Here is an 18,886-nt window from a genome sequence, read left to right on the forward strand (position 1 = left end):
GGAAAAAGAAGTTCTAATTGGTCAGTAATTTTTTGATCAAAACGATTTGGCCTAAATGATAATAACTATGTTCTATCATCGCTTCAATATTTCTTTTATATGAACCGTACTTGATATCGACAAAACTTTCATCGAGTTTTTCATCAGGAATTTGTTCTACTAACGAAGCAAATTCTTCGGCAGCATTCCAGAATTTATTTAGAAAAATATTCCATTCTTCCTGTGATTGAACAGGAGGAAAGTCAAAACTAAATTTATCTTTTATATCGAGATTTCCGCCTTTAAAAACAGTATTTATTCCGTCGATATAATAATGAATATGTTGCGCCAAAGCAGCAATAGTATTTAAATTCTGAACCGGACTAACTGCCATTTTCCAATCCAGATTTTCAAGCTGATCTTTAAAATTGGTATTTGCAATCCAGGTTCCGTTTAAAATGACTTCTCTAAAACGATTTGCAATTTCAGATGTACTTTTCATATTCAGAATACTTTAGGTTAAATCATAATCTCTTTATTCCTGCTGAATCCATTCGTATTTACCATTTTTTAGATAAATAACACCGCCGCCACAGCTTTCATCAGCGTGAATAAAAATTCCGTCGTTTGGCAATTTTATTTTGTCTTCTTCTGCAACTTGTTCTTCACCAATAATTTCGCCATCATCATTTACATTATTAAAGTAAACTTCATGTTTAGGAGCTTTTTCAAAAATGCCAACCCAGTCAATTTCATCAAAACCTTGTTTTAGAATATCATTTCCAAAACCTAGAAAATCTGTTCTTTTTCCATTTCCATAAGTAATTTTCAGTCCGCTTTTTTTGTTTTTGGTACTTCTGAATATTTCTACGGTTTCGTCTAAATTATCTCCGTCAAGATCGCATGTAATTTTGTTGGTTTTGTGTTTTGTCGAAAGCACAATTGTATCAGATTTTTGAGTTTCAGGTTCTTCTTTTGGAGAAATAGATGCACTGTCTTTTGCTATAGTTTGTGGAGTTTCGATTTCCGTTTTTGTTTCTTTTTTACAAGAAATAGTAAGTACTGATAAAAGGATTAAAGTTCTAATTTTCATATTAGGCATTTTTGGCTTGGATAAAATTTAAAATGCTAATATAGAAAATTATGTACGAAATTCCGTCTTTTAAATTGTAGGACTGAGTGTGCTAGAGTGTGTTTTTTTAGATTTTCTCTATTTTTTTAAATGAATAAAAAGAAAGAGGCTTTAACCAAAATTTACTCATTTGGTTAAAGCCTATTCTAGACTTTCTATATAAACCTCTAACTAAAGCTGGAGGCAATTGATTTTTTTTATTGTTTTCTAATCTTCACTTGATACACAATCTCCCAAAAAATAATAGACAAAACGGCATTAGCAAAAATGGCCGTTTTAACCTGATACGGATCGTAATCTATAAAATAATGAAGATTGGTAAATTGCAAAGCCAGAAATAAAGATAAAGCGGCAATTCCAACCGCACAAATTATATTTAAAAGCGGCTTCCATTTTAAAGCGAAAAAAGCATATATCAGATTAAAAACAGCAAACCCGCAACCAAGAGTGATGTAAGGATCTGTTTTTAATATTTGCCCAAGCGATAGGAAAAACTGAGTTGCAGTTAAATATAAAAAGAAGAGTATGGAATAAAGTAAGATTCGTATTTGAGGTTTCATTTTGATTTTTTTATAATTTTCAAAATTACGAATTAAAAATGAAGCTTTGATGAGGATTTTATTCTAAAAGCGATTCTACTTTAGTTTCAGACTTTTCTTTTAACGGACTTTCAGATTTTAAACTCCAAATGACTAGAAATTTTCCTTTTGCAATATATTCTTCTGGATGTTCGTCTGTTGGTTCTCCGGCTTTTCCCCATAATAAACCTTGCAGGAATCGATCACCTTTAAAAACGTGTTCAAATTCAAAATACATGATAGAACCACTGTCTCCTTTGCTTCTGAAACTCTGAATGGCTTTACTTTTTACAGTTCCAACAATATTGCTATAGGTTTGAATGTCATTATAGAAAGTGCAAGCCTGTGGTGTAATGCAAATATTTCCGTCGCTTACAGCATAATTTTTAGGAATTTCTTTTGGTTTTAGTTTTAAATCAGCGATGGTTTGGCTGAATAGATTTGTTGTGAATAGTAGGAGTAGGGTTGATAGGGGGATTGTGAGTTTCATGAAATTTTGGGGTTAAAGTTGTTAAGAAAAGAGCATGGAGGCTCTTAAAATTATTCATCATCTTTTAGATATCGGCTATCAAAGTAAATCTTGTATTCCATTGTGTTTTTTTCTTTGTAAAGTTCTCCTGTTTTTTTGTCTTTCATTTCAACAAAAAAATCTTCGCTTAAAAAATCAACACAGCCATAAATATGTTTGCGATCAGATTTGTTATTAGGGAGTCTATTAAGAACAAGTTTTGAAGTCCTTGTGTCCACTAATATTTCACTTTTCGCATCTACTTGATCTCTGCTTGTAAAATAAGATGGATACCCCCAATACTTACGTAATTTTACTTGAGCAGTTTTATTTGGATAAACTTTTGCAACAAAGCCATATACCTGAAATCTACTGCCAAAACCACCTTTAATAATAAGTGTGTCATTTTCGTAATAATGATTACACATAAAATCTTTTTTTGTAAAATCATTTTTTAGATGATCATAAAATATAGTGTCTTCGACCATATTTTTTCCTCTATAAACTGTTCCATAAATCGAATCTATCGCATATTGTGATCCGTTGTTTGTTGTATTTATATTTTCAAGAGCCAACGCTTTTATTTTTGGGTCTAAAATTATTTTGATTGTTTTTTGAGAATAAATAAAACTTGCTGATAAGACAAAAAAGAATGTGAGTAGATTTAATTTCATAGGTTTAAAATTTGGATTTGAATTTTGGTTGTGCACAAAAAAAGCACAAAATAAGATGATATTTGTGCTTTCATAAAATTTATAATATTGAGGAATTATTTCCCTTTTAGTAATTTTTCTAAATACTCCACTTTGTCTTTTTCAGCCTGAACCAAACGTTCGTAAAGTTCAACAACTTTGTCAAGTGGATTGAAATTGCAAGAATTATTTGTGATAAAGCTTCCTGTAACAGATTCATTAAAAGTATTAAAATAATTAAATACATTTTCTTCCGAAAAACTTTTAATGGCTTCTACCGTAACTCCAAGTGCTTCTGCAATATTAGCCAGTTTTGCTTCGTCAATGGTTTCACTTCCTTCAATACCAGAAATAGCCTGTTGGTTTGTACCAATTGCCTGTGCAAGCGCTTCCTGCTTCATACCTCGAAGTTCCCTAATTCGGCTGATATTTCTACCGATATGTCTTGGTTTTGTTGTTGTGCTCATATTTCAAAGGTAATTTTTTTGAATGAAATACTGTTTGTTATTTTTCGAATAACAAATATATGTTTTTTCAGACAGGAATTGATCTTTTGGTTTTTGGAAATTACTAAGAACATCTAAAATTCAGAAATTATATAATTCCCTATTTTATTGACAAGTTCATTTTGCAATTCAATGTAACTTTCTAAATTATTAGTAGTTATCATTTTGATTGAAGATTGTTGTGTGATTAACTGGGTCATTAATTTCATTAATGAATTATAAACTGAAAGGAATTCTTCATCATTAAAAAGGTTTAAAAATAAATAATTTAGTTGTCTGAAATTTTCTAATTCGTAACTTATTATTAATAAGGTAGAAACTTTTTCATTTAGTTTTTTTTCTTCATCCCTTTCCAATTTACTTGTTATAACTTTTTGAGTGAAACTACCTTCTCTTACATTGTAAATTGGAACTTTGTCAAGTTGATATATAAAAAGGTTTAATTTTTCAGTTAAGGCTTTTAAAGTTTCATGACGCATTTCATTTAATGTTATTCTCTTTTGCGTGATAATTGTTTCATCTACTTTATTGTTTTCATTTATTGAAATAATATAAGTAAGTAATATAATGGAAAATGTCGATAATAAAGTGAATAAAGGATTAAGTATTCCTCCAATATAATCAGCATATTCACTAAGTCTAAATCCGCTTTTATCGTTGTTGTTTAGGAAGTATTTTTTAAGATAATATAGTGCAATTAAATAGCCAGCAATTAACATAATAGATATTAAAAATATATAAATTGGATTTTTGTAAAAATGCTTTATTGGTAGTTTTTCTTTCATTCTTTAAGTTTTTTTAGGTTTATTGACTGTTAACAAACAAATGATTTTCTGATATTAAAAGTAAAAATGAAAATAAAATAATTAAACTATGCACATAAGAGTATATTCTACTTCTTCTGAAAAAATCATTATCACTTTCTGCTTTTCCAACATAATTATTTATATTATTAAGTTCTTTTGCATGTCTTTTACATCCTTCCTTAATCCTTTTTTGGTGCATTTTAACCCAAAGACGTGTTTTGTCTATAAAAATGATTACCAATATATTTGTTAGAATTATAAACACAAGTAAAAAAGTTTTATTAAGTAATGTTAAATTTACTTCTTTGGTAAAAGTCAGTACAATTATGGCTGAGCTAATAGTTATAATATAATTGCAAAAATTTTCTCGTTTTGTCTCTAATTGTTCTATTCTGTCGTACTGAATTTGATAGAATAAACGAAAATTTTCAGTATCGAAATTTCTTTTTTTTCTTTTTGACACTCTCTTGGTTTTATAGTTTGTAATAGATTAATCTAAAAAATGCATGTGAATTTCTTTGTCTTCGTAATCCGTAAGCTGCTCTTTTCATTAGATGGATAAATGATTATGAATACGTCTTTTAATTATTCAATGGAAAAACTTAGAAAAGCAAACTCTTCTTTTGTGTTAATAGAGTTAAAATTCTGTTGGTAAAAGGAATTTGAACATTTTAGTTTAAAATTGTAAATTGTCTTATATCTTTTACCAACCAGATCTTCATAGGATACTTCTAAAGTAAGGGGAGGGAAATCATTAAAATTTTCTTCATCAAACCATGGAGAATTTTCTGTGAATATTTTATTCTTAATCATAACATAATCCATATGTAATCCTGTAATTATTATTGGAATTGAGGAGGGTTTTGTGTTTTTTTTTTAAACTTTCGGTTTTTATAAAATCAATTTTTTTTATTTCATTCAGATTTCCAAAATCATAAGAATCATGAAGGCTATCTTTTTTTGTAATTGTAATGTTTTTGTTATTTGTATCAATTTTGTAATTAAAATCAGAATCTATAGAGCATATTTTTTTTATTGCTTTTATGTGGTCAAAAGTCCATTTATAATTAATTTTACTAGCAACACCATAACCAATATTTTCAAAGAAAAATTGAGCCATTATAGAAAATTTATGGTCATTATCTTTATTTTCTGGTTCATAAAGATTATGAAGGTGAAAATTGTAAAAATCTAAATCACCTAAAAACGGATTAGCTTTAACAGAAAGTGTAAATTCATTCAAATAAAGTTTTGGTTTATACATTGCTCTTCGTTGATTTATGACTTCTTTTAAGGCAAATAGTGCAATTATACTTGAAATGAATGTACCGATACCAGATAAAATATTGACATATGGACTAATATTAGAAATTGTTAATTTATCTGCGATTATTGTATATAGTTCATTAATATTTAACATAGTGGGTTTTAATTTTAATTTAGTTTTTTGTTATAAGCTCAGCTAATATAGCTCAATTATATTTTAATTCAATTAATAAAAATCATGTCTATTTTCAACTAGTTATTTCAAAAAAAATCCCGCCTCAATAAAGAAACGGGACTTCGTAGATATTCTCTTTTTTTCTATTTTTAAACTGTTGCAGCAATTTCTTCTGGCAACGGAATTTGATTTTTAAGTAAATCTTCGAAAGTTTCGTGCGCACGAATCAAGATTCCTTTTCCGTCTTTCCAAAGAACTTCGGCTGGTTTGTATCTTGAGTTGTAGTTTGAAGACATTGAGAAACAGTATGCTCCAGCGTTTCTGAAAGCTAAAATGTCACCTTCTGTAATTTCTGGAATTCTACGGTTGTTTGCAAAAGTATCGGTTTCGCAAATGTATCCTACAACAGAGTAAAAACGCTCTTTTCCTTTTGGGTTTGAGATGTTTTCAATATGGTGTGATGATCCGTATAACATCGGACGAATCAAGTGGTTGAAACCACTGTCAACTCCAGCAAATACTGTTGATGTTGTTTGTTTTACTACGTTTACTTTTACTAAGAAATGACCTGCTTCGCTCACCAAGAATTTTCCTGGTTCGAAAATCAACGTTAAATCTCTTCCGTATTCTGTACAGAAAGCGTTGAATCTTTTAGATAATTTTTTACCTAATTCTTCGATGTCTGTTTCGATATCGTCTTTTTTGTAAGGCACTTTGAATCCGCTTCCGAAATCTAAGAATTGTAAATCTTTGAAATGTTTAGCTGTATCAAACAGAATTTCAGCAGCATACAAGAATACTTCGATATCTAAAATATCAGATCCTGTGTGCATGTGAATACCCACAATGCTCATTTTTGTGTTCTCCACAATTCGCAAAATATGCGGAATTTGGTGAACAGAGATTCCGAATTTACTATCAATATGTCCAACAGAAATATTTGCATTTCCACCCGCCATTACGTGCGGATTGATACGAATACATACTGGAATATGAGGATGTTTTGTTCCGAATTGCTCTAAAATAGATAAATTGTCGATATTGATTTGTACACCCATTGCGGCAACTTCTTCGATTTCTTCTAAAGAAACTCCGTTTGGTGTAAAGAAAATTTTGTCAGGATCATAGCCAGCGTGAAGTCCTAACTGAACTTCCTGAATTGATACAGTATCTAAGCCAGACCCCATGTTCTTTAATAACTGTAGAATCGCAACGTTAGACAATGCCTTCATGGCGTAATTAACTCTTAAGTTCTCCACCTTAGAGAAAGCTTTAGTTAATCTGTTGTACTGAGATTGGATTTTTTCAGCATCGTAAACATACAATGGACTTCCAAATTGGTCTGCTAACTGCAGTAAATCTTTTGCTTGCATTTTTAAACTTATTTTAGACAAAGTTATTACTCTTTTGAGTAACTGCAAATTAATTGCAGAAAAATAACAAATTATAACAAATTGTTTGTTTTTAAACAAGAAGTTGTTGTTTTTGGAATTTTATAACTCTTTTAAAGAGTTTTAAGGTTCTGAGGTGCTAAGATACTAAGTTTTTTTGCCACTAATTGATTTTTTTTTCGCCACGAATTCACGAATTTTTCTAATTCAAAAATACTGCTGAATTGATTTTTTGCCACAGATTACACAGATTAAATAGATTATTTTTTTCCGCCGCAACCTGAGCGATAGCCAACAGGCGAAGGAATTCACGAATTTCTCTAATTTATATTGGGAGTCATAAATAATTTTAAACAATTCTTTCGCAATCATTGTAAAACATAGCCCACGGTTTCAACCGTGGGAAACGTATTGTTGCGTATCGTTGAGAATTTGCATTGCGTCCCCACGGTTGAAACCGTGGGCTATATTTGAAATTGATTGAATAAATAAATTAGGGTAATTAGTGTTATTGCTTCGTCTGTTGGCTATCGCTCGAGTCGTGGCAAATAAAAAATCCATTTAATCTGTGAAATCTGTGGCATAAAATACAAAACCCCTGAATGGAAATTCAGGGGTTTGTCAAATAGTATGTGTTGTGTTTTTATAGTTTTAATTTTTAGTTCATAGATGCAGTATGTAAGAAAACCTTAGCAACTTAGCGTCTCAGAATCTTAAAAATTACAAGCTAGGAAGATCTCCTTTTCCTTTAGTAGGCAAGTTTGTAGATCCCATTAGGAATAAATCTACTTCTCTTGCTGCTTCGCGACCTTCTGAAATAGCCCATACAATTAATGATTGTCCTCTTCTCATATCACCAGCAGTGAAAATGTGAGGAACGTTTGTCTGATAGTTGTGCGCTTTATAGTTGCTTCTCATATCAGTTTCGATACCTAGCTGCTCGCTTAATGTTTTCTCTGGACCTGTAAATCCAAGAGCTAATAACGCTAAGTCGCAAGGCCAGATTTTCTCAGAACCTTCTTTTTCGATTAATTCTGGTCTTTGACCCGGAGTCATTTTCCATTGAACTTCAACCGTTTTCAATCCAGTTAATTCGCCTTTTTCGTTAGAGATGAATTCTTTTGTATTGATCAACCAGTTTCTGTCGCAACCTTCTTCGTGAGAAGAAGAAGTTTTCAACTGTAACGGCCAGAAAGGCCATGGAGTTGTTTCGCTTCTTCCAACTGGAGGTTTTGGTAAAATCTCAAAGTTAGTTACCGATTTCGCTCCGTGTCTGTTAGAAGTTCCAATACAGTCAGAACCAGTATCTCCACCACCAATAACGATTACATCTTTACCAGTAGCTTTAACTTGGTCAGGAATTGATTCTCCAAATAAAACTTTAGTTTGTTGAGTCAAGAAATCCATTGCTTGAACAACACCTTTGCTTTCTATTCCTTTGGTTGGCAAGCTTCTTCTTTCAGTTGCTCCTCCGCATAAAACGATAGAATCGAATTGGTTTAATTCTTCAACACTGAAGTTTACACCAACATTTACATTGGTTTTGAAAGTGATTCCTTCTGCTTCAAGAACTACTACACGACGGTCGATAATTCCTTTTTCTAATTTGAAATTCGGAATTCCGTAACGTAATAAACCTCCAATTGCGTTGTCTCTTTCAAAAACAGTAACCGTGTGACCCGCTCTGTTTAATTGTTGAGCCGCTGCAAGACCAGCAGGACCTGAACCAATAACGGCAACCGTTTTTCCAGTTCTAGTTTTTGGTGGCTGAGGTTTGATCCATCCTTCAGCAAAACCTCTTTCGATGATGCTTTTCTCGATGTTTTCGATAGAAACCGGATCTTTGATGATTCCTAATACACATGATTTCTCACATGGAGCAGGGCATAAACGACCTGTAAATTCTGGGAAGTTGTTTGTAGATTGCAAAATTTCCAATGCACTCTGCCATTCTTCCTGATGCACCATGTCGTTGAAGTCAGGAATTAAATTTCCTAACGGACATCCACTGTGGCAAAAAGGAATACCACAATCCATACATCTTGATCCTTGTTCTTTTAATTTATCTTTTGGTACCGGAATAGTAAATTCGTTGTAGTTCGAAACGCGTTCTGCAACTGCTAAATTACTTTCGTCGGCTCTATTATATTCTTTAAATCCGCCTATTTTACCCATGACATTTTTATTAAATGTAAATGATTAAATTCCAATTTTTAAATTCCAAATTCCAATTTTTTTTAACCGCAAAGAATGCAAGGTTCTTTATTTCGCTTTTTGGAACGTTTTTAAGTTCGCAAAGCTTTGAGGTTAAGTTTAATCTAAAATCTGAATTCTAAAATCTAAAATCATTTATCCCGCTATTAATTCTTCTATTTGTTTTTCTTCTGCAATTCGTTTTAATGCTTTTTTGTAATCAGTTGGCATTACTTTTACGAAGTGCTGTTGTTCATTTTCCCAGTCTGCTAAAATTCTCTTAGCTAATGGACTGCTTGTGTACAATGAATGGTTTCTGATCAGTTTTCTTAGTTTAGTAACGTCCTCTTCTTCCAATGGATCGAATGCAACCATTTCCATGTTACATACTGTTGAATCGAATTTCTTGTTTGGATCGTAAATGTAAGCTACACCACCGCTCATACCAGCAGCGAAGTTTCTTCCAGTTTTTCCTAAAACTACAACTGTACCACCTGTCATGTACTCGCATCCGTGATCTCCAATTCCTTCTACAACTGCTGTTGCTCCAGAATTTCTCACACAGAAACGCTCTCCTGCGATACCATTAATATAAGCCTCTCCGGTAATAGCTCCGTAAAGGGCAACGTTCCCGATAATGATGTTATCTTCAGGTTTAAAAGTCGCAGTAGGAGGTACTTTTACAATTAGTTTTCCTCCAGAAAGACCTTTTCCTAAGTAATCATTACAGTTTCCGTGAATTTTAAATGACAATCCGTTTGTTGCAAATGCACCAAAACTTTGTCCGGCAGAACCTTCAAAATCAACTAAAATAGTGTCATCTGGTAATCCTTGTGCGCCATAAATTTTTGAGATTTCGTTACTCAAAATTGCACCTACAGAACGGTCTGTATTTTTGATTTTGAAAGTAACTCTCGTTTTCTCTTTTCTATAAATAGATGGAATAGCTTCTTTGATGATATCAAAATCCAATACGTTTTCAAGAGCGTGATCCTGAGTAGTTGTATTATGATTTGGAACCGTTTTCGCTTTTTCCGGTTTGTATAGAATAGTCGATAAGTCTAAACCATTAGCTTTATAATGTTTGATCGCTTTGTCTACGTTTAATTTTTGAGACTGACCTACCATTTCTTTTAAAGTTCTGAAACCTAACTGAGCCATGATTTCTCTTAACTCTTCAGCAATAAAATACATGAAGTTGATTACGTGCTCTGGAGTTCCTTTGAAATTTTTTCTCAATTCAGGATCTTGAGTTGCAATACCAACTGGACAAGTATTTAAGTGACAAGCTCTCATCATGATACATCCAGAAGCTACAAGCGGAGCAGTAGCAAATCCGAATTCTTCAGCACCTAATAAAGCTGCGATTGCAACGTCACGTCCTGTTTTCAACTGTCCGTCACATTCTAAAACTACACGGCTTCTTAAGTCGTTCAAGATAAGTGTTTGTTGTGCCTCAGCTAAACCAAGTTCCCATGGAATACCTGTGTGTTGTAATGAAGTTAATGGTGCAGCACCCGTTCCTCCATCATAACCAGAGATTAAGATAACGTCAGCTTTTGCTTTTGCAACACCGGCAGCGATTGTTCCAACTCCAACTTCAGAAACTAGTTTTACGTTGATACGAGCTTCACGGTTTGCATTTTTCAAATCATAAATCAACTGAGATAAATCCTCAATAGAGTAGATATCGTGGTGAGGCGGAGGTGAAATCAAACCTACATAAGGCGTAGAGTTTCTAGTTTCAGCAATCCAAGGCACTACTTTTTCTCCAGGTAACTGTCCACCTTCTCCAGGTTTTGCTCCCTGAGCCATTTTGATTTGGATTTCTTTAGCGTTTGTCAAATAGTTGATCGAAACACCAAAACGTCCTGAAGCAACTTGTTTGATTGCAGAGTTTCTAGAATCTCCGTTAATTTCTTTCTGGAAACGTTTTGGATCTTCTCCACCTTCTCCAGAGTTACTTTTTCCTCCAATTCTGTTCATCGCAATAGCTAAGTTCTCATGCGCTTCTCTAGAGATAGACCCATAAGACATTGCTCCAGTTTTGAATTTCTTAACGATTTCTGTCCAAGGCTCTACTTCATCAATAGAAATTGGATCTAAATTGTTGAATTCAAATAAACCTCTAATGGTCATTAAGTTTGAGCTTTGCTCGTTTACAGCATTAGCATATTCTTTATAGCTTTCCGGGCTGTTTAAACGAACTGCTTGTTGTAATTTAGAAATCGTAGTTGGGTTAAACATGTGTTTTTCACCACCACGTCTCCATCTGTAAATACCTCCAATTTCAAGAGAAAGCAAGTTTGCAATTTTTGAATTTGGGAAAGCTTTTTGGAAACGTTTTTTCACTTCTTTTTCAACCTCCATTAAACCAATTCCTTCGATTCTAGAAGGCGTGTAAGGGAAATATTTAGATGTAAATGTTTTGTTTAATCCTAAAATCTCGAAAATTTGAGCGGCTCTGTACGAATGTAAAGTAGAGATACCAATTTTGTTCATGATTTTTACGATTCCTTTCGCGATCGCTTTGTTGTAGTTTACAACAGCGTAATCAGCTTTTACTTTTGTAATGAAACCTTTTTCAACCTGATCGTGAATGATTTCGTTTACCATGTAAGGGTTGATCGCACTTGCGCCATATCCGAACAATAAGGCAAAATGATGCGGTTCGCGTGGTTCAGCAGATTCGATGATGATTCCGAACTTAGAACGAACTTGTAAAATGTTTAATGAGTGGTGAATGTAAGAACAAGCCAATAACATCGGAATTGGAGCTAATTCTTCGCTTACACCTCTATCAGATAAGATGATGATGTTGCATCCTTCTTCAACGGCTTTAAAAGTTGCCTGAACACATTTTTCAAGCGCTCTTTCTAAACCGTTAACTCCTTTTTCTATTTTATATAAAGTAGAAATAGTAGCCGATTTGAAATCTGGGTGATCGATATTTCTGATTTTATCCAAATCCTCGTTAGAAACAACTGGATTTTGGATTTTTAATTTTTTACATTGTTTCGATTCGATTTCGAAAATATTGAAATCTCCTCCAATTGCTAAACTGATATCCGTAATGATTTCTTCACGAATACCATCCAACGGTGGGTTTGTAACCTGAGCAAACAATTGTTTGAAGTAGTTGTACAACAATTGTGGCTGATCAGATAAAACGGCCAAAGGCGTATCGTTACCCATAGAACTGATTGCTTCAGCTCCGTCGCTACCCATTGGGTTGATGATTGTTTTTAAATCTTCAATAGTATAACCAAACAAACGCTGTCTTGTTAAGAAATCTAATTTTTCAACAGGAGTAGGGTTGTTCGTGTAAGGAACTTTTGCAAGTGGCAATAAGTTTTCCTCCACCCATTGTTGGTACGGACGTTTTGTAACTATCGCTTTCTTGACTTCCTCGTCTTCGATGATACGACCTTCATTCATATCAACCAAGAACATTTTTCCTGGCTCTAAACGTCCGTGCTGAATTACATCTTCTGGATCGATATCTAATACACCAATTTCAGATGACATAATTACGAATCCACTTTTTGTTAAAGTGTAACGAGAAGGACGAAGACCATTTCTGTCAAGTAAAGCTCCAATTACGTTACCATCAGTAAACGGAATAGAAGCAGGACCATCCCAAGGCTCCATGATACAAGCATTATACTCATAGAAAGCTCTTTTCTCTGGAGACATTGTTTGGTGTTTTTCCCAAGCTTCAGGAACTACCATCATCATTGCCTCTGGAAGAGAACGGCCAGTCATTAATAAAAGTTCAACCACCATATCCATAGAAGCAGAATCTGATTTTCCTTCTAAGATAATTGGGAATAATTTTTTGATATCATCGCCAAAAACTTTGCTTTGCATAAGCTCTTCACGAGCACGCATACGGCTTACGTTTCCACGAAGTGTGTTGATCTCACCATTATGACACATGTATCTAAACGGTTGAGCTAAGTCCCAAGAAGGGAATGTATTTGTAGAGAAACGTTGGTGTACAAGTGCAAGACGAGTCACCAAGTCTGGATCTTTCAAATCTATATAATAACGGCTGATGTCTTCTGGCATCAATAGACCTTTATATATTATAGTAGTGGTCGATAAACTAGTAAAATAAAACATGTGGCTTTCAGAAGTTTTAGATCCTCTTACGGCATGTTCAGCAATTTTTCTAGCTGCAAAAAGTTTTGCATTAAATTCATTTTCAGTTAAATCCTGACCGTTCTTAGAAACGAAAACTTGTTTAACTGTTGGTTCTTTTTCTGCGGCGATTTCACCTAAATTTTCAACGTCAACTGGCACATCTCTCCAACCTAAAACTTTTAAGTTCTGATCTTTAATTGTTGCCTCAAATGCATTAATACAAAAAGAAACCTGGTTTTTGCTTTTTGGTAAAAAAACCATTCCTACTGCATACTCACGCGCTTCTGGGATTTCAAAGTCACAAACTTTCTTAAAAAAATCATGAGGAATGTCGAATAAAATTCCGGCCCCGTCACCAGTTCTTCCATCAGAACTAACGGCACCACGATGTTCCAATTTAATTAAGATGTCTAATGCTTTGTGAATAATATCATTTGACTTAATACCATTCAAATTACAAATAAATCCTGCACCACAATTGTCGTGTTCAAATTCAGGCAGATAAAGCCCTTGTTCTTTAACTCTCATTCTTGATATTTTTTTTACAAAAATACAGATTTCGTTAAACATAATGTATTGAAATTATATATTCGCTTTCATTTTTGTTGTAATATTAGAAAAAGGGTTCTTAAATAATAATATTATTAAAGAAAGCATTGCGAATTATTAAAATCATAATTGATGATAAAATATATTAAGAAAAATCGTCGCTTAGCTATTGAATCCAGTGAAATTTTTGTTAAATATCAAACGTTTTAGCGGTTTTGTGTTAACATTAACAAATTGTTTCGTTAACGATTTGTTTGCGTTGCTAAAAATTCAACGCTTTATACCTATAGGTAACATTTATTTAATTGAAAAAGATTTTCCTATTAAGTTGTTATTTGTTACTTTTGTCGCACTTTTATTCTGAAATAAATTCAGAACCAGACAAATTCTATATTATGAACATACACGAATATCAAGGAAAAGAAATTTTAGCGAGTTACGGAGTACGCGTACAACGCGGAATTGTGGCTAACAATGCGGTTGAAGCTGTGGCTGCTGCAAAACAATTAACTGCCGAAACTGGTACAGGATGGCATGTAATAAAAGCACAAATTCACGCAGGTGGTCGTGGAAAAGGTGGTGGAGTTAAGCTGGCAAAAAACTTACAACAAGTTGAGGAGTTAGCAGAACAAATCATCGGAATGCAATTGATTACACCTCAGACTCCGCCAGAAGGTAAAAAAGTAAACAAAATATTAGTAGCTGAAGATGTTTACTATCCTGGAGAAGGCGAAACTTCTGAGTTTTATGTTTCTGTTTTATTGAATAGAGGTACAGGACGCAACATGATTATGTATTCTACTGAAGGTGGAATGGATATCGAAGAAGTTGCTGAGCACACTCCACACTTAATCTTTACTGAAGAAATCGATCCTTCTGTAGGTTTACAAGGTTTCCAAGCTAGAAGAATTGCTTTTAACTTAGGACTTTCTGGAAATGCTTTCAAAGAAATGGTGAAATTCATCGACGCACTTTACAATGCTTACATTGGTTCTGATGCTTCTATGTTTGAAATCAACCCTGTATTAAAAACTTCTGATAACAAAATCTTAGCTGTAGATGCTAAAGTAAATATCGACGATAACGCTTTATACAGACAACCTAAATATGCTGAAATGAGAGATATCCGTGAGGAGAATCCAATCGAAGTTGAAGCTAAAGAAGTTGGTCTTAACTATGTTGACCTTGACGGTACTGTAGGATGTATGGTAAACGGAGCTGGTCTTGCTATGGCAACTATGGACTTAATTAAATACGCTGGTTTTGAGCCTGCTAACTTCCTTGACGTAGGAGGAACTGCTGATGCTAAGCGTGTTGAAACAGCTTTCAGAATTATCTTGAAAGATCCAAACGTAAAAGCTATCTTAATTAACATCTTCGGAGGTATCGTTCGTTGTGACCGTGTTGCTCAAGGTGTTGTTGATGCTTACAAAAACATGGGAGACGCTATCAATGTACCAATTATCGTTCGTTTGCAAGGAACAAATGCTGAAATTGCAAAAGAATTAATTGACAACTCTGGTATGCCAATCTTATCTGCAGTTCAATTCCAAGAAGCTGCTGACCAAGTTAAAGCTGCTCTTTCTTAATTAAATAAGAAATCAAATTATATAGAAATCCATTCCGTTTTGCGGAGTGGATTTTTTTTTTTAACCGCAAAGCACGCAAGGTTTTTTTGCCAAGTATTGTGAATATAAACGCAAAGTTCGCAAAGCTATGTAAAAATAACTTTGCGAACTTTGCGTAAACCTTTGTGTGCTTTGCGGTTAAAAACCAATTATTTCAAGACAGTTGATAATTCCACAATTTCAAATGTTGGATCGTGCATTATAAATTCTCTAATAATTGAAGCATGACCAGCGCCAACTAAAACCATTATTTTATTATCTGTACTATCTGTTAATTTCTGAATTAATGAGTACATGTATAGGTTTCTTTTGTACCAATTTGAAACTAAAGATGGTCCAGTAAAATCATCTGGATTTCCAGCTCTATTGGCAACTTCCAAATACCATTGAAGGTTTTCATTTTCGGCTTGTTTTGTATTGTAATACAGCATCATTTCTTGTAAAGTGCTTTTTCTAATTTTTTCGTTATGTTGTTTTTCAAAATTCTCCGTTGTCAACTTATTTTTCTCCATTAAATCTTTTTGGTTTGCTTTTTCCATTGACTTCATTAAACTGTCATAGGGAAAAGAAGTGTAAAGATTCATTCCGTATAATTTTTTATGATTCAGTTTTTTAGCCGTGCGAAGTGCCAATTGTGTTATTTCGCTTTTGTTAGCTTTAAAAAGACTGTCGGTGTTTTTATTGTAAAACTTGTCTAAGTCGGCTTGTTTCTTAAATTCCCATTCTACAAATATTTTATCTGGACCAAATTTTTTGATTTTGTCACTCATAATTTCGAGTTCTTTTTGGCTTTTTTCAGACATGATGTTGAAATTATTTAGTTGAGCAACATCAAGACCAGGATTGGCATAATGAAAAGTTCCAACCAATAAAATCTGCTTTTTCTTAGTTTGAGCAGATGTCATGTTAAATGTAATAAGAGCTAGTAGTAAAATGATTTTTTGCATGATTATTTGTTTTTAAATTCATGACAAATGTATTCCGTCTTTTGACCTCAATTTTTTGTTTTTGATGAACATAAGATTTCATTTTATAAACGCCTGAAATTTATAAAGTAATAATTTCGTGTAACGTTTTTGATGGTTCATCCCTAAAAAAGTATCTTTTAAATAAATATAATTTTCTATTTAACGCTTAATTGTATTTTTGAGTTAATTATCAAAAACATGAAATCAAAAATTCCATTTTACTATCATATCATCCTTTTCTTTTTACTATTTCTAACCTATATTTTTTGGGATATTGGACTAAATAATAGAAAAGTAGAAATTATTCTAAAAGCAATTTATTTAGGAATTACTCCGTCTTATATGCTTGCCGTATTTATTATTTACATTCTTAATTTTTACTTCTTTTGTGAATGGTTTTTAAATAAAAAGAAATTATTTTTTTACATTCTGACGATTCCGGTTTCTTTATTACTTTTCACTGGTATTCGATACTTTTTGGAAGAAGTTGTAATGTATAGTATTACTGGAATGCATAATTATTATGAAGAAGCAAGAGAAATTAGCTATTACATAAAAGACAATTTTTTCTACGGATTACCGGCTGTAATTTTAAGTGCTTTGACTTTTTTGTTCTGGCAATTTCAGACTGCGCAACATCAAAATCAGGAATTATTATTAGAGAATAAAAAAGCCGAATTCCAGATGCTGAAGGCGCAAGTGAGCCCGCATTTTTTGTTTAATACTTTGAATTCGTTTTACAGTCAATTGATTCTGAAAGACGATAAAATGGCAGATGATGTTTTGGTGCTTTCTGATTTGCTTCGATATGTAATTACCGAAACAGACAAAGAAGAAGCGATACTTTCAAAAGAAATTCAGTTCATTCAAAATTATATTCATTTACAGAAGAAAAGGTTTGAAGATCAGCTGTTTTTAGATTTTTCGGTTGAAGGAAATTATTCCAACGAAAAAATTATTTCTTCGGCTTTGGTTCATTTTGTTGAAAATGTTTTTAAACATGGAAAATTTAATAATGAAGAAGAAAAAGCTATTATTTCTATTCGAATAAAGAACGATTTTTTAGAAATTTCAACTTTTAATTATTTTATCGAAGGAGAAAATTATTCTTCAACTGGAATTGGTTTTGATAACTTGACTAAAAGATTAGAATACACATATAAGAATCAATTTATTCTTGAAAAAACATAAGAAAATAATACCTTTAAGACTTACTTGAAAATACCACTAAAGAAATAATCTATGGCCTTTAAATGCATAATTATAGATGACGAACCGCCTGCAACGAGAATATTAGAGAACTATATCGGAAAAGTAAATTTTCTGGAAAAAGTCGGTGTTTTTAATGACTCCTTAAAAGCATTGGAATTTCTCAATACGCAAACTGTAGACGTTATTTTTCTGGATATTCAAATGCCTCAATTGACAGGTTTGCAGATTTCTAAAATTATTTCCAAAGATATAAAAGTCATTTTTACAACCGCTTATCCTGATTTTGCTTTAGAAGGATTTGAGTTGAATGCCGTCGATTATCTTTTAAAACCAATTGCATTTGAGCGTTTTTACCAAGCAGTTTCTAAACTCAATTCTGAGCCAAAAATAGAAGTTTCAAGTAACAGCAATAATAATGCTCCAGATTTTTTATTTATAAAAACAGACGGGAAAAATAAATTCCAAAAAGTGTTTCTGAATGATATTTTATATGTTGAAAGTCTCCAAAATTATGTTTGTATTCATACAGTAAAACAACAGATTATTACACATTCGTCATTAAAAAATGTAATTGAATCGCTTCCTTCAACTAATTTTATTCAAACTCATAAATCGTATGTGGTTTCATTGCAACACATTGAATCAACGGATAATTTTTCTGTTTTTGTAAATGGAAAAGAACTACCAATCGGAGCAACTTTTAAAGATGCCTTTTTTGATGAAATTGATCAGAATAAAATTTAACCGCAAAGCACGCAAAGTTTTTTTTGCTAAATATTGTGAATATATAAACGCAAAGTTCGCAAAGCTGCATGTTTAAATAAAATATAGCCACAGATTAAAGATTAGAGGGATTTTAAAAATCTGCGTTAATCTTTTAATCTGTGGCTATAAAATATCTTTGCGAACCTTGCGTAATTCTTAGCGTCCTTTGCGGTTAAACTTTAAGACTTTTTCTTATTACCGTTTTTGAAAACCACTTTTTCTACAACAACTGGTTTTCCGTTTCCTTTTGGGAATGATTTCTTTTTAGGTTTTCCAGTTGATGAACCAGACTTTGAAGGATTTTGATCACCTCTGTATTTCTCAGCATCTTTTGGAGCTGCTTTAAATTCTGGTCTTACTTTAGAGGTTTCTTTTTTAGGGATTTCGGCTTT

At 32.7% G+C, this 18,886-nt stretch carries 16 protein-coding genes and 1 pseudogene; 3 read left to right on the forward strand and 14 right to left on the reverse strand.

Going from position 1 to position 18,886, the window contains the following annotated elements:
• Positions 1–13: 13 nt before the first annotated feature.
• The 12 genes from VGE71_RS00540 to gltB form a co-directional block, all read right to left on the reverse strand.
• Positions 14–481, reverse strand: a complete 468-nt coding sequence (locus VGE71_RS00540; RefSeq protein ID WP_331136555.1) for a DUF1572 domain-containing protein — start codon at positions 479–481, stop codon at positions 14–16.
• A gap of 33 nt (positions 482–514) precedes the next feature.
• Positions 515–1,072, reverse strand: coding sequence for a hypothetical protein (locus VGE71_RS00545; RefSeq protein ID WP_331136556.1), 558 nt, complete (start codon positions 1,070–1,072; stop codon positions 515–517).
• Positions 1,073–1,308: 236 nt separating this feature from the next.
• Complete coding sequence (locus VGE71_RS00550) at positions 1,309–1,671, reverse strand: hypothetical protein (protein ID WP_331136557.1); 363 nt, start codon at positions 1,669–1,671, stop codon at positions 1,309–1,311.
• 58 nt (positions 1,672–1,729) lie between these two features.
• Positions 1,730–2,179 carry a hypothetical protein gene (locus VGE71_RS00555; protein WP_331136558.1) on the reverse strand — a complete coding sequence of 150 codons (450 nt, stop codon included), beginning with the start codon at positions 2,177–2,179 and terminating at the stop codon, positions 1,730–1,732.
• Between the two features lie 50 nt (positions 2,180–2,229).
• The gene (locus VGE71_RS00560; protein WP_331136559.1) at positions 2,230–2,871 is read right to left on the reverse strand and encodes a hypothetical protein; all 642 of its coding nucleotides are present in this window, start codon (positions 2,869–2,871) and stop codon (positions 2,230–2,232) included.
• Between the two features lie 95 nt (positions 2,872–2,966).
• Positions 2,967–3,356: a helix-turn-helix transcriptional regulator gene (locus VGE71_RS00565; RefSeq protein WP_331136560.1), complete on the reverse strand. Its 390-nt coding sequence runs from the start codon at positions 3,354–3,356 to the stop codon at positions 2,967–2,969.
• A 113-nt stretch (positions 3,357–3,469) separates the two neighbouring features.
• Positions 3,470–4,180, reverse strand: a complete 711-nt coding sequence (locus VGE71_RS00570; protein ID WP_331136561.1) for a hypothetical protein — start codon at positions 4,178–4,180, stop codon at positions 3,470–3,472.
• A 19-nt stretch (positions 4,181–4,199) separates the two neighbouring features.
• Positions 4,200–4,664: a hypothetical protein gene (locus VGE71_RS00575; protein ID WP_331136562.1), complete on the reverse strand. Its 465-nt coding sequence runs from the start codon at positions 4,662–4,664 to the stop codon at positions 4,200–4,202.
• A 342-nt stretch (positions 4,665–5,006) separates the two neighbouring features.
• Positions 5,007–5,621: a hypothetical protein gene (locus VGE71_RS00580; protein ID WP_331136563.1), complete on the reverse strand. Its 615-nt coding sequence runs from the start codon at positions 5,619–5,621 to the stop codon at positions 5,007–5,009.
• Positions 5,622–5,791: 170 nt separating this feature from the next.
• Positions 5,792–7,027: a diaminopimelate decarboxylase gene (gene lysA, locus VGE71_RS00585; RefSeq protein ID WP_331136569.1), complete on the reverse strand. Its 1,236-nt coding sequence runs from the start codon at positions 7,025–7,027 to the stop codon at positions 5,792–5,794.
• Between the two features lie 726 nt (positions 7,028–7,753).
• A complete protein-coding gene (locus VGE71_RS00590; RefSeq protein ID WP_144214915.1) occupies positions 7,754–9,208 on the reverse strand; it encodes a glutamate synthase subunit beta in 1,455 nt (484 codons plus the stop codon).
• 174 nt (positions 9,209–9,382) lie between these two features.
• Positions 9,383–13,900, reverse strand: a complete 4,518-nt coding sequence (gene gltB, locus VGE71_RS00595) for a glutamate synthase large subunit (protein WP_331136564.1) — start codon at positions 13,898–13,900, stop codon at positions 9,383–9,385.
• Positions 13,901–14,316: 416 nt separating this feature from the next.
• On the opposite strand from gltB, the gene sucC reads away from it, so the two are divergent.
• Positions 14,317–15,510 carry an ADP-forming succinate--CoA ligase subunit beta gene (gene sucC / locus VGE71_RS00600; protein ID WP_331136565.1) on the forward strand — a complete coding sequence of 398 codons (1,194 nt, stop codon included), beginning with the start codon at positions 14,317–14,319 and terminating at the stop codon, positions 15,508–15,510.
• 188 nt (positions 15,511–15,698) lie between these two features.
• Here sucC and VGE71_RS00605 read toward each other — a convergent pair whose 3' ends face one another.
• Positions 15,699–16,496 (reverse strand): DUF5694 domain-containing protein, encoded by a 798-nt coding sequence (locus VGE71_RS00605; protein ID WP_331136566.1) that lies wholly within the window; start codon positions 16,494–16,496, stop codon positions 15,699–15,701.
• Between the two features lie 219 nt (positions 16,497–16,715).
• Here VGE71_RS00605 and VGE71_RS00610 point away from each other — a divergent pair, with 219 nt between their 5' ends.
• Entirely contained in the window at positions 16,716–17,708 is a 993-nt protein-coding gene (locus VGE71_RS00610) for a histidine kinase (protein WP_331136567.1), read from the forward strand.
• A 51-nt stretch (positions 17,709–17,759) separates the two neighbouring features.
• Positions 17,760–18,473 (forward strand): LytTR family DNA-binding domain-containing protein, encoded by a 714-nt coding sequence (locus VGE71_RS00615; RefSeq protein WP_331136568.1) that lies wholly within the window; start codon positions 17,760–17,762, stop codon positions 18,471–18,473.
• Between the two features lie 200 nt (positions 18,474–18,673).
• On the opposite strand, the pseudogene VGE71_RS00620 reads toward VGE71_RS00615, so the two are convergent.
• Positions 18,674–18,886: pseudogene (locus VGE71_RS00620) on the reverse strand (DUF1456 domain-containing protein); the annotation flags it as partial.

Origin of the sequence: Flavobacterium sp. (assembly GCF_036405015.1) — a bacterium.
Lineage (GTDB): Bacteria > Bacteroidota > Bacteroidia > Flavobacteriales > Flavobacteriaceae > Flavobacterium.

What these genes read in the sequence shown, in the direction of transcription:
- gltB (WP_331136564.1), bottom strand. Translation starts at nt 13,900, where the DNA reads ATGAGAGTTAAAGAACAAGGGCTTTATCTGCCTGAATTTGAACACGAC.
- VGE71_RS00565 (WP_331136560.1), bottom strand. Translation starts at nt 3,356, where the DNA reads ATGAGCACAACAACAAAACCAAGACATATCGGTAGAAATATCAGCCGA.
- VGE71_RS00605 (WP_331136566.1), bottom strand. Translation starts at nt 16,496, where the DNA reads ATGCAAAAAATCATTTTACTACTAGCTCTTATTACATTTAACATGACA.
- VGE71_RS00570 (WP_331136561.1), bottom strand. Translation starts at nt 4,180, where the DNA reads ATGAAAGAAAAACTACCAATAAAGCATTTTTACAAAAATCCAATTTAT.
- VGE71_RS00580 (WP_331136563.1), bottom strand. Translation starts at nt 5,621, where the DNA reads ATGTTAAATATTAATGAACTATATACAATAATCGCAGATAAATTAACA.
- VGE71_RS00610 (WP_331136567.1), top strand. Translation starts at nt 16,716, where the DNA reads ATGAAATCAAAAATTCCATTTTACTATCATATCATCCTTTTCTTTTTA.
- VGE71_RS00540 (WP_331136555.1), bottom strand. Translation starts at nt 481, where the DNA reads ATGAAAAGTACATCTGAAATTGCAAATCGTTTTAGAGAAGTCATTTTA.
- VGE71_RS00555 (WP_331136558.1), bottom strand. Translation starts at nt 2,179, where the DNA reads ATGAAACTCACAATCCCCCTATCAACCCTACTCCTACTATTCACAACA.
- VGE71_RS00550 (WP_331136557.1), bottom strand. Translation starts at nt 1,671, where the DNA reads ATGAAACCTCAAATACGAATCTTACTTTATTCCATACTCTTCTTTTTA.
- VGE71_RS00560 (WP_331136559.1), bottom strand. Translation starts at nt 2,871, where the DNA reads ATGAAATTAAATCTACTCACATTCTTTTTTGTCTTATCAGCAAGTTTT.
- sucC (WP_331136565.1), top strand. Translation starts at nt 14,317, where the DNA reads ATGAACATACACGAATATCAAGGAAAAGAAATTTTAGCGAGTTACGGA.
- VGE71_RS00615 (WP_331136568.1), top strand. Translation starts at nt 17,760, where the DNA reads ATGGCCTTTAAATGCATAATTATAGATGACGAACCGCCTGCAACGAGA.
- VGE71_RS00590 (WP_144214915.1), bottom strand. Translation starts at nt 9,208, where the DNA reads ATGGGTAAAATAGGCGGATTTAAAGAATATAATAGAGCCGACGAAAGT.
- VGE71_RS00545 (WP_331136556.1), bottom strand. Translation starts at nt 1,072, where the DNA reads ATGAAAATTAGAACTTTAATCCTTTTATCAGTACTTACTATTTCTTGT.